This is a genomic window from Dactylosporangium sp. NPDC000244 (genome assembly GCF_040300725.1).
Classification (GTDB): Bacteria; Actinomycetota; Actinomycetes; order Mycobacteriales; family Micromonosporaceae; genus Dactylosporangium.
The window spans coordinates 22,446-32,798 of the sequence record NZ_JBEPEH010000076.1; the positions used below are offsets into that span (position 1 = coordinate 22,446).

Below are 10,353 nucleotides of genomic sequence, written 5' to 3' on the forward strand. Positions count from 1 at the left end.
CTCAGGCGCCGGTCTCGCCCCACAGCCGCAGCCGGGACATCCCGCCGTCCGGGTAGATGTCCAGCCGCACGTGGGTCGCCGGCCGGTCGGAGTCCAGCCGGAAGAAGTGGCGGGTGTCCGGCTGCGTGGGCGTGCGCGGCAGCAGGTCGAACCACCCGGACCCGTCCGCCGGGTCGGCCGTCGCCCGCAGCGAGGCCTCGCCGGGGGCGTTGCCCTTGAAGTGGGTGGTGTCCAGCTCCACGAGGCGGATGCGGCCCCTGGCGGCCAGGCGGACCAGCACCCATTCGTTGCCGGGCTCGCGGCGCCGCGCGGTCTCCCAGCCCTCGCTCATCTGCCGCGGCCGGTCCGGCAGCAGCAGGTTGCCCGGCGAGCCGTAGAACATGTCGCTGCACCCGGCCACGACCGCGCCCAGCTCCATCGCGGCCAGGTTCGCGGTCAGCCCGTGCAGCAGGGCCGGGTCGGGCACCGCGTCGCCGTGCACGCGCAGCCGGGCGACGCCGCCGTCCGGGAAGATGTTCAGGCGCACGTGGGTGTAGCGGGCCGGGTCGGCGACCGGGAAATGGTTGCGGTTGTCGCCCTTCACCGGGGACTGCGCGACGATCCCGGTCCACGCGGCCTCGGCCAGCTCGGCCGGGGACGGGTGGCCCGGCAGCTCGGCGGCCTCGACGGAGACGTGCGGCGGGTAGTTGCCGGTGAAGTGCGCGGTGTCGACCACCACGCCGTGGATCCGCCCCGGTGCCCCGAGCCGGACGATCGCCCAGTCGTGGCCGGGCGAGCGACGCCGGCGGGTCTCCCAGCCGTCGTACACCTTGCCCTTGGGCCCGTACGTCCACGTCTCGTGCTCGGACGGCTCGGGGTTGACGAGGTTGTCCATGGCCGCGAAGAACTCGTCGTTCGCGGCCACCACGCCCCCGCCGAGGACCCGCGAGGCGAGGTCGGTCAGGTCGGTGAAGGTCATGCGTCCTCCCGCAGCAGGAAACGGCCCTTGGCAGTCTCGCCGATCGGCTCGCCCCGCAGCCAGGTCGTGCGCACCGCGCCGGTCAGCTCGCGGGCGGCGTACGGGGTGACCGGGTGCCGATGGTGCAGGGCCGCCGGGTCCACCGTGAAGACCGCCTCCGGGTCGAAGGCGACCAGGTCGGCGTCGGCCCCCGGCTCGATGCGGCCCTTGCGGCGCAGGCCCACCAGCTCGGCCGGGCCGGCGGCCATCCACCGCACCACGTCGGCGAGGGTGAAGCCGCGCTCGCGGGCGGCCGTCCACACCGCGGGCAGGCCCAGCTGCAGCGACGCGATCCCGCCCCAGGCCGCGGCGAAGTCGCCGGAGTCGCGGCGCTTGAGCTGCGGGGTCGACGGCGAGTGGTCGGACACGACGAGCGAGATGGTGCCGTCGGCGAGGCCGCCCCAGAGCCGGTCCTGGTTGCCCGCGTCGCGGATCGGCGGGCAGCACTTGAACTCCGTCGCGCCGTCCGGGACCGCGGCGGCGTCCAGGGTCAGGTAGTGCGGGCAGGTCTCGGCGGTGGCGCGCACGCCGCCGCCGCGGGCCCGGCGCAGGGACCCGAGCGCGTCGGCGGCGGACAGGTGCAGGATGTGGACGCGGCGGCCGGTCGCCCGCGCCGTCTCCAGCGCGGTGTCGACCGCGGAGACCTCGGCCGCGGCCGGGCGGGACGCGAGGAAGTCGGCGTAGGCGCGCGACGGGCGGGCGTCGTGCAGCCGGGCCGGGTCCTCGGCGTGCACGATGAACAGCGCGTCGACGGCGGCGAAGGCCTCGGCCAGCCCGGCGGGGTCCAGCGGCGGGAACTCGGGCACGCCGGAGTCGACGAGGAAGCTCTTGAAGCCGAAGACGCCGGCCTCGTGCAGCGGGACGAGGTCGGCGGCGTTGCCGGGCACCGCCCCGCCCCAGAAGCCCACGTCGACGTGGCACTGGCCCCGGGCCGCGGCCTGCTTCTCGCGCAGGGCCGCGACCGTGGTGGTCGGCGGCAGCGAGTTCAGCGGCATGTCGACGATGGTGGTGACGCCGCCGGCCGCGGCCGCGCGGGTCGCGGTGGCGAAGCCCTCCCACTCGGTGCGGCCGGGCTCGTTGACGTGCACGTGGGTGTCGACGAGGCCGGGCAGCAGCGACAGGCCCTCCAGGTCGGTGACCGGGCCGTCGACGTCCGCGGTGTAGTCGCCGACCGCGGCGATCCGTCCGTCGTGGACGGTCACGGTGGCGGCGCGGGGGCCGCCGGGCAGGTAGACCTGGCGGGAGCGCAGCGAGAACGTCACAGGGCCTCCAGCACCTCGCGGGGATGGCGCACGTCGCCGGGTCGCAGCGCGCCGCAGTGCAGGCCGCGCAGCAGGAACCGGGCCATGGCCCGGGCCGTCGCCGGCTCGTCGAGGTGGCCCCGCGTGCGGCGGCCCAGGTAGTGCCCGAGGCGCCGGCTCGCCTCGCCGACGCCGTCGCGGAAGAACTCGAACGTGGTCCCCCAGCGGGTCACCAGGTGCCCGGGGTGCAGGTCCCAGCCCTGGTAGATGCCGCGCTCGAGGCTGCGGCGCACGAGCCGGGCGTGCAGGGCCCAGGCGCGGTGCACCTCCTCGGTGCCGCCGGCCGGGATGACGTTCGTGGAGCCGTCGGCGACGCTGACCCCGGTGCCGGCCGCCGCCGCCTGCATGACGGCCTTGGCGTGGTCGGCGACCGGGTGCTCGAGGCTCTGGTACGCCGGGGCGACGCCCAGCGCGGTGCTGTAGTCGTAGGTGCCGTAGTGCAGGCCGGTGAGCCGCCCGTGCGAGCGGACGATCATCTCCGGCAGCGGGCTGCGGCCGTCGGCGCCGAGGATCGCCTGCGGGGTCTCGACCTGCAGCTCGAAGCGCAGGGAGCCCTCGGCGAGGCCGTGCGCGTGCTCGAGCTGCCGGCACAGCAACACGGCGGCGTCGGCGTGGGCGGCCGAGGTGGCCTTCGGCAACGTGATGACGAAGCCGTCCGGCGGCGGGCCGAGCGCGGCGAGGAAGACGTCGAGCGTGCGGGCCGCCCGCAGTACCGTATCCGGCTCCAGGCTCTTGCACCGCAGCCCGAAGAAGGCCGGCGGGCTCGTGCGCAGGGCGGCGCCCGCCGCGGTCGCGTGGGCGTCCTCCTCGTCGTCGCCGCGGCGGCCGTACCCGTCCTCGAAGTCGACCCGCAGGTCCTCGATCGGCTCGGTGACGAGCTTGCCCAGCACCAGCTCCACGATCTCGTCCGGGAACGGCGGGCGCCCGTGGTCGCGGACCAGGCACCGGGCCTCGTCCGCCCACTGCCCCACGGTCGCGGCCGAGAAGCGGTCGGCGGGCACGTAGACGGTGTGCACCGGCTGCCGGACGACCGCCGTGTCCGCCACCTGGCCGGGCAGCCGCAGGCGGTCCAGGTGTTCGGCCCGCGCCCGCAGCTCCTCGAGGTCCCGCTCCGACAGCGCCATCTCACGTCCCCGTCAGGTGCTCGGGCCGGACCGGCACCCGCTTGAGCGGCAGGCCGGTGGCGGCGCGGATCGCGGCGACGATCGCCGGGGTGGACGAGATGGTCGGGGGCTCGCCGACGCCGCGCAGCCCGTACGGCGCCTCGGGATCGCCCAGCTCGAGCACGTCGATGAGCATCGGCGGTACATCCAGAATGGTCGGAATCAGATAGTCCGTGAACGACGGGTTGCGGATGCGCCCGTCGACCACCTGGATCTCCTCCATCACCGCGAGCCCGAGCCCCTGGGCGGTGCCGCCGGCGATCTGGCCGCGCACCGACTGCGGGTGCAGCGCCCGCCCGACGTCCTGCGCGGTGGCGATCTCGACCACGCGCACCAGCCCGAGCTCCACGTCGACGTCCACGGTGGCCCGGTGGGCGGCGAACGCGTACTGCACGTGCGCGTCCCCCTGCCCGGTGCGCGGGTCGATCGGGAACGTGGGCTTGTGCCGCCACTCGACGGTCTCCTCGATCGGCCCGTCGCCGAGGACGGTGACGAGATCGGTGGCGAGGTCGGCGTCCCGGCCGGTGCGGCGCTCGATCTCGCGGCGCACGGCCTCGCAGGCGGCCTTGACCGCGCCGCCGGTGACGTAGGTCTGCCGCGACGCCGACGAGGACCCGGCGCTGCCGATCGTGGTGTCCGCGGTGGCCACCGTCACCCGCCGCACCCCGAGCTCGGTCCGCACGATCTGCGCCATGACCGTCACCAGGCCCTGGCCGACCTCGGCGGCCGCGGTGTGCACGACCGCGGCCGGCTCGCCGCCGACGAGCTCGAGCCGCACCCGGGCGGTGGAGTAGTCGTCGAAGCCCTCGGAGAAGCCGACGTTCTTGATGCCGACGCCGTAGCCGACGCCCCGCCGCACCCCCTCGCCGCGCGTGGTGTTGGCGACGCCGCCGGGGAACTCGCGGGGGTCGCCGGTGCCGGGCGCGGGCAGCGGCAGGTCGCGGACCCGGCGCAGGAGCTCGGCGACGGGCGCGGGCCCGGTGACGACCTGGCCGGTGGGCATGGTGTCGCCGGGCTCGAGGGCGTTGCGGGCGCGCAGCTCCACCGGGTCGAGCCCGAGCGCGGCGGCGAGCCTGTCCATCTGCGACTCGTAGGCGAAGCAGGCCTGCACGGCGCCGAAGCCGCGCATCGCGCCGCACGGCGGGTTGTTGGTGTAGACCGCGTAGCCGTCCACGGTGACGCTCGGCACCCGGTAGGGGCCGATGCCGAGCGTGGTGGCGTTGGCGACGACGGCCATGGAGGTGGACGCGTACGCGCCGCCGTCGAGCACGATCCGGGCCCGCACGTAGAGCAGCCGGCCGGTCTCGTCGGCGCCGTGCTCGTACCGCAGCCGGGCTGGGTGGCGGTGCACGTGGCCGAAGAAGGACTCCTCGCGGGAGTACACCATCTTCACCGGCCGCCCGGTGCGCAGCGCCAGCATGCACGCGTGCACCTGCATGGAGACGTCCTCGCGGCCGCCGAACGCGCCGCCGACCCCGGCCAGGCTGAGCCGCACCTTCTCCGGCGGCAGGCCGAGGCAGTCGGCCACCTGGGCGAGGTCGCCGTGCAGCCACTGGGTCGCGATGAACAGGTCGACGCCGCCGTCCTCGGCCGGGATCGCGAGCCCGGACTCGGGGCCGAGGAACGCCTGGTCCTGCATGCCGACCTCGTACTCGCCGGTGACCACGACGGGCGCGACGACGTCCTGCGGGCCCTTGCGGATCGGCACGTGCCGCAGCAGGTTGCCGGACTCGTGCACCGGCGCGCAGGCCGGGTCGAGGGCGGCCTCGCTGTCCACGACGGGCGCCAGCACCTCGTACTCGACGCCGATGCGCGCCGCGGCCCGCCGGGCGGTCTCGGGGTGGTCGGCGGCGACGATCGCGACCGGCTCGCCGGCGTAGCGGACCTGCCCGATCGCGAGCACCGGCTGGTCGCGGTGCTCCAGGCCGTAGTGCTTGGCCCCGGGCACGTCCTCGGCGGTGAGCACGGCGTGCACGCCGGGCAGCCGCAGGGCCTCGGTCAGGTCGACGGACACGATCCGGGCCCGCGGGTGCGGGCTGCGCAGGGTCGCGCCCCACAGCATCCGGTCGGCCCACAGGTCGGAGGAGAACGCGAACTCCCCGGTCACCTTGAGCGTGCCGTCGGGCCGCACCGGCGAGGTGCCGATGCCGCCGGCCGTTGCCACCGAGGTCGTCATCGCAGCCTCCTCGCTGCCCGCGCCAGATCGGCGGCGACCCGTTCGACGTCCACAGTGGACAGCGAGCCGTCCTGGACCACCGCGCGGCCGCCGACGAGCAGCAGGCGCAGCGGGGCGGCCGGGCCGAACACGAGCGCGGCGACCGGGTCCTCGATGCCGGCGTGGCCGAGGCCGTCGAGGCGCCACAGCGCGATGTCGGCGAGCTTGCCGGGCTCCAGCGAGCCGAGCTCGTCGGCGCGGCCGAGGCAGCGGGCCCCGCCGATGGTGCCCAGGGCCAGGGACTCCCGCGCGGTCAGGGCGGCGGGGCCGCCGCGCAGCCGGGCGAGGTAGAGCGCCTGGCGCAGCTCCGCGCCGAGCTCCCCGGCCTCCTGCGAGGCGGCGCCGTCGACCCCGAGGCCGACCGGGACCCGGGCGTCGAGCAGGTCGCGGACCGGGGCGATCCCGGCGCCGAGGCGGCCGTTGGAGCTCGGGCAGTGGGCGACGCCGGTGCCGGTCGCGCCGAGCCGGGCGATCGCGGACGCGTCGAGGTGCACGGCGTGGGCGAGCCAGACGTCGTCGCCGAGCCAGCCGAGGCGCTCGGCGTACTCGACCGGCGTGCAGCCGTGGACCTCGCGGCAGTACGCCTCCTCCTCCACCGTCTCGGCGAGGTGGGTGTGCAGCCGCACGCCCTCGGACCGGGCCAGCTCGGCCGCCTCCCGCATGAGCCGCGGGGTGACGGAGAACGGGCTGCACGGCGCGACCGCGATGCGCACCATGGCGCCCGGCGAGGGGTCGTGGAACCGGTCGATCGCGTCCCTGGTCGCGATGAGCGCGGCGTCGGTGTCCTCCACGACGGAGTCCGGGGGCAGCCCGCCGTCCTTCTCGGAGAGGTCCATCGAGCCGCGGCACGGGTGGAAGCGCAGCCCCACGGCGGCGGCCGCGTCGATCTCGGCCGCGAGCAGGTCGCCGCCGCCGCGCGGGAACACGTAGTGGTGGTCGGTGCTCGTCGTGCACCCGGTGAGCGCCAGCTGGGCCAGCCCTGCGGAGGCCGCGGCGTGCACGGTGCTCTCGTCGATGCGGGCCCAGACCGGGTACAGCTCCTGGAGCCAGCCGAACAGGATCTCCTGCTGGGCGTAGCCGCGGGTGGCCCACTGGTAGAGGTGGTGGTGGGTGTTGACCAGCCCCGGGGTGGCCAGGCAGCCGCGGCCGTCGACCCGCGTGACGCTCTCGTCGCCGGTGTAGGGCCCGGCGCCGACCGCCACGATCCGGTCGCCCGCGACGACGATGTGCCCGTCGGCGTGCTCGGTGCCGGCGGCGTCGACGGTCGCGACCGCGCACCCCTCGATGACGATCATCGGCGGGCCGCCAGCTTCACCGCGGCGACGATGTGCTCGTAGCCCGTGCAGCGGCACAGGTTCCCGGCGAGGGCCTCGCGGATGTCCGGGTCACTGGGCTCCGGATTGCGCTCCAGCAGGTCGTGCACGGCCACGATGAGCCCGGGCGTGCAGAAGCCGCACTGCACGGCGCCGGCGGTCAGGAACGCCTGCTGGATCGGGTGCAGCGCGCCGGGCCCGGCCAGCCCCTCGACGGTGCGCACCGCGCGCCCCGCGGCCTGGCCGGCGGCGACCAGGCAGGCGCAGACCGGGGTGCCGTCGAGATACACCGTGCAGGAGCCGCACTCGCCCTGCTCGCACGCGTTCTTGGCGCCGGGCAGGCCGAGCCGTTCCCGCAGCACGTAGAGCAGGCTCTCCCCTTCCCAGACGTCGTCGGCGGTGCGTTCCTCGCCGTTCACGGACAGGTTCAGCCGCATCGGTACTCCTCCCACGCCCACCGCAGCGTCCGTCCACCGAGGACGGCGAGAGCGTGGCGGCGGTAGGCGGCGCTGCCCCGCACATCGTCGATCGGGCGCGCCGCGGCCGCGACGAGCTCGCCGAAGCGCGCCACCACCGGCTCCGGCAGCGGCTCGCGCGACTCCCACGGCAGCTCGGCCGCGAACGACTCCGCCTCGGCGGCCCGCAGCGGGGTCGGGCCGGCCGAGCCGATCCCGGTGCCCGCGGACCGGCGCACCGGGTCCAGGGCCAGCGCGAACGAGCACACCGCGATCACCATCGCGTTGCGTGTGCCGACCTTGGCGAACTGCTGCGGGCCGGCCGCGGGCGGGATCCGGAACGCGGCGATCAGCTCGTCCGGGGCCAGGGCGCTGCGCTTCGGGCCGGCGAAGAACTCGCCCGCCGGGATGCGCCGGGCGCCGCGCACCGAGGCGACCTCGATCTCGGCCCCGCACGCGAGCAGCGGCGGGTGGGCGTCGCCGGCCGGGGAGGCGGAGCCGAGGTTGCCGCCGACCGTGCCGCGGTTGCGGATCTGCGGGGAGCCGACCGTGCGGGCCGCGAGGGCCAGGCCGGGCAGGCGGTTGCCGAGCTCGTCGATGATGCGGCGATACGTCACCCCGGCCCCGACCCGCAGCACGTCACCGTCCGCGGCCCACTCCGCGAGCTCCCGGACCCGGGTCAGGTCCAGCAGCGCTTGCGGGCGGCGGCGGTCGAAGTTCAGCTCGACCATCACGTCGGTGCCGCCCGCGATCGGCACCGCGTCGGGGTGCTCGGCCTTGGCCGCGAGGGCCTCGTCCCAGGTGGACGGGCTCAGAAAGTCCACACGACCTCCTCGGGGATCGCGACCCCGCCGGTGGACGGGCTCAGAAAAGTCCACACGACCTCCTCCGGGATCGCGACCCCGCCGGTGGACGGGCTCAGAAAGTCCACACGACCTCCTCCGGGATCGCGACCCCGTCGCGGCGCACGACGCCCTCGATGAGCCCGTAGGGCCGGTCGGCCGCGTAGTAGACCTCGTTGGGGTTGTCGAGCCCGAATGGCGCCAGGTCGACGAGGAAGTGATGCCGGTTGGGCAGCGAGAGCTTCACCTCGACCACGTCCGGGCAGCTTTGCAGCACCCGCGAGCCCATCGAGAACAGGGTCTGTTGCAGGGCGAGGCTGTAGGTGTCGGCGAACGCCTCGACCAGAGCCGCTCTCGCGGGCCCGGGATCCGTGAACCCCTCGGCGGTGCGCCAGGTCGCGTCCACCGACGTGGCGAGGATCCGGTCGCGGGTCTCGGGCAGGGTGGTGTAGCGGTCCTTGAGGTACCCGTGGAACTCCGAGTCCGTGGTCTTCAGCAGCACGAGCCCGGTGATGCCGGAGACGACCCGGGTCCCGTAGTGTCCATGGTGGACGGTGGCGGTGCGGATCTCGCTCCCGTCGCGGCGGAAGGCGTGCTTGGCGTCGAGGCTCTGCCAGGGGTACTGCTGAATCGTGACCCTGGCCTCGTGAATCGTCGGCTGGGTGGCCACGAAGTGCTCGGCGAGCCGGGCCGCGAACGCCTCGATGCTCGCGATCCCGAACTCGCGGGCGAAGGCGTAGACCGTGTTCTTCTGCGTGTCGGTGGGCAGGACGGCCGCGTTGTCGCCGGTCAGGTGGCTGGCCGCGAGGTCGCCGCGCAGGGCGACGCTCACGTTGAGGTCGGTGATGCGATCCCCGTCCGCGGCGCGCTCGACGCGCACCAGGCGCGTCTCGGCCTTGCCGTACTGGTTGGGGCCCAGCTCGAAGGTCGGCACCTGCTCAGCTCCCTCGGTAGGTGGAGTATCCGAACGGGCTCAGCAGCAGCGGGACGTGGTGATGGCGGGCGTCGGCGATGGTGAACACGATCGACACCTCGGGGAAGAAGGCGTCGGGGCCGAGGTAGGCCGCGGTGTCGATGATCAGCCGGTAGCGGCCCGTGCCGACGTCGTCCCAGCGCAGGCGGCCGTCGCCGTCGGTGAACCCGTCACCGACGAAGATCCGCTCGGCCGTTTCGAGCCGGACCGGCACCCCCGCGGCCGGGATGCCGCGGGCCGTGTCCAGCACGTGCGTGGACAGGCTCATGCGACCCCGGCCCCGGCTCTGGACCCGGCTTCGGCTTGCACTCCGGCTTCGCCCCGATTTCGCGCGCTTCGCTGCGGTCTGCTCATGCGGCCTCGGCTTCCTCCGCCAGGCGCTCCAGCCGCAGCTCGACGATCTTGCGGAGCTCGCCGCGGACCACGACCTGCTCGGTGTCGTCGTCGTTGCGCATCCGGCCACGGGCCGCCGCGAGCACCTCGTCGGCCGACTTGCCGCTGGCGAAGATCAGAAACAGGTGGCCGAAGCGGCGCTCGTAGGCCTCGTTGACCTCGGCCAGCTCGTCGTCGGCGCCCTCGACGCCGGACTGCTCGCGACGGGACCAGGCGGCTTCGGTACCGTCGCCGGAAGGTCGCCGGCCGATGCGCGGATGCGCGTCGAGGACTCGTTGCAGATCCGCCCAGCCGAGCTCATCGAATGCTGTCACACCCGCCACGACCAGGTCGGCGGGCGTCTGATACGGCCGCCGCGAGACCACCCGGGCAGCCCAGCCCGGCGACGCGCAGCAGGCGAGCAGGGCCTCCTCGGCGGCCTCGGGCGCGAGGCCGTTGAACCGGTCGAGCATGGCACCCCTCTCCTATCCCCGGGACAGTACTCCGGGGATGTTTCATGTCCAGACCTTCGCGATCATGTCCAGTATCCGCGTTTTGTCCGGTGCCCGGTTCGGAAACATCCCCGTTTTTCGCCGCCGACCGTGTCACGGGGTCCCGGATGCGCCACCAGGTCCCGGACCGTCGGCTCCTGGTCGCGGCCCCGCCACCGCCGGCCCCCGGCCGCGGCCCCGCCACCGCCGGCCCCCGGCCGCGGCCCCGCC

At 74.9% G+C, this 10,353-nt stretch carries 10 protein-coding genes; all 10 read right to left on the minus strand.

Translation table 11 applies throughout. From position 1 onward, the window contains the following. Window position 1: 1 nt before the first annotated feature. Entirely contained in the window at window positions 2-958 is a 957-nt protein-coding gene (gene alc, locus ABT369_RS55800; protein ID WP_350626542.1) for an allantoicase, read from the minus strand. Then, entirely contained in the window at window positions 955-2,259 is a 1,305-nt protein-coding gene (gene allB, locus ABT369_RS55805; RefSeq protein WP_350626544.1) for an allantoinase AllB, read from the minus strand. The genes alc and allB overlap by 4 nt, the downstream gene beginning before the upstream one ends. Continuing rightward, on the minus strand, window positions 2,256-3,422 hold the full coding sequence (locus tag ABT369_RS55810; protein ID WP_350626546.1) for a DUF6986 family protein: 1,167 nt from the start codon (window positions 3,420-3,422) through the stop codon (window positions 2,256-2,258). Before ABT369_RS55810 ends, allB begins: the two co-directional genes overlap by 4 nt. Before the next feature lies 1 nt (window position 3,423). Then, the gene (locus tag ABT369_RS55815) at window positions 3,424-5,637 is read right to left on the minus strand and encodes a molybdopterin cofactor-binding domain-containing protein (RefSeq protein ID WP_350626548.1); all 2,214 of its coding nucleotides are present in this window, start codon (window positions 5,635-5,637) and stop codon (window positions 3,424-3,426) included. Next, complete coding sequence (locus ABT369_RS55820; RefSeq protein WP_350626550.1) at window positions 5,634-6,971, minus strand: 8-oxoguanine deaminase; 1,338 nt, start codon at window positions 6,969-6,971, stop codon at window positions 5,634-5,636. Before ABT369_RS55820 ends, ABT369_RS55815 begins: the two co-directional genes overlap by 4 nt. Next, a complete protein-coding gene (locus ABT369_RS55825) occupies window positions 6,968-7,426 on the minus strand; it encodes a (2Fe-2S)-binding protein (protein WP_350626552.1) in 459 nt (152 codons plus the stop codon). Before ABT369_RS55825 ends, ABT369_RS55820 begins: the two co-directional genes overlap by 4 nt. Further along, complete coding sequence (locus ABT369_RS55830) at window positions 7,417-8,268, minus strand: FAD binding domain-containing protein (RefSeq protein WP_350626554.1); 852 nt, start codon at window positions 8,266-8,268, stop codon at window positions 7,417-7,419. Before ABT369_RS55830 ends, ABT369_RS55825 begins: the two co-directional genes overlap by 10 nt. A 94-nt stretch (window positions 8,269-8,362) precedes the next feature. Then, window positions 8,363-9,220, minus strand: coding sequence for a factor-independent urate hydroxylase (pucL, locus tag ABT369_RS55835; RefSeq protein WP_350626556.1), 858 nt, complete (start codon window positions 9,218-9,220; stop codon window positions 8,363-8,365). Window positions 9,221-9,224: 4 nt separating this feature from the next. Then, complete coding sequence (gene uraH, locus ABT369_RS55840) at window positions 9,225-9,527, minus strand: hydroxyisourate hydrolase (RefSeq protein WP_350626558.1); 303 nt, start codon at window positions 9,525-9,527, stop codon at window positions 9,225-9,227. A gap of 82 nt (window positions 9,528-9,609) precedes the next feature. Then, a complete protein-coding gene (gene uraD, locus ABT369_RS55845; protein WP_350626560.1) occupies window positions 9,610-10,104 on the minus strand; it encodes a 2-oxo-4-hydroxy-4-carboxy-5-ureidoimidazoline decarboxylase in 495 nt (164 codons plus the stop codon). Window positions 10,105-10,353 lie beyond the last annotated feature (249 nt).

What these genes read in the sequence shown, in the direction of transcription:
- alc (WP_350626542.1), bottom strand. Translation starts at nt 958, where the DNA reads ATGACCTTCACCGACCTGACCGACCTCGCCTCGCGGGTCCTCGGCGGG.
- ABT369_RS55810 (WP_350626546.1), bottom strand. Translation starts at nt 3,422, where the DNA reads ATGGCGCTGTCGGAGCGGGACCTCGAGGAGCTGCGGGCGCGGGCCGAA.
- ABT369_RS55815 (WP_350626548.1), bottom strand. Translation starts at nt 5,637, where the DNA reads ATGACGACCTCGGTGGCAACGGCCGGCGGCATCGGCACCTCGCCGGTG.
- ABT369_RS55820 (WP_350626550.1), bottom strand. Translation starts at nt 6,971, where the DNA reads ATGATCGTCATCGAGGGGTGCGCGGTCGCGACCGTCGACGCCGCCGGC.
- ABT369_RS55825 (WP_350626552.1), bottom strand. Translation starts at nt 7,426, where the DNA reads ATGCGGCTGAACCTGTCCGTGAACGGCGAGGAACGCACCGCCGACGAC.
- uraH (WP_350626558.1), bottom strand. Translation starts at nt 9,527, where the DNA reads ATGAGCCTGTCCACGCACGTGCTGGACACGGCCCGCGGCATCCCGGCC.
- uraD (WP_350626560.1), bottom strand. Translation starts at nt 10,104, where the DNA reads ATGCTCGACCGGTTCAACGGCCTCGCGCCCGAGGCCGCCGAGGAGGCC.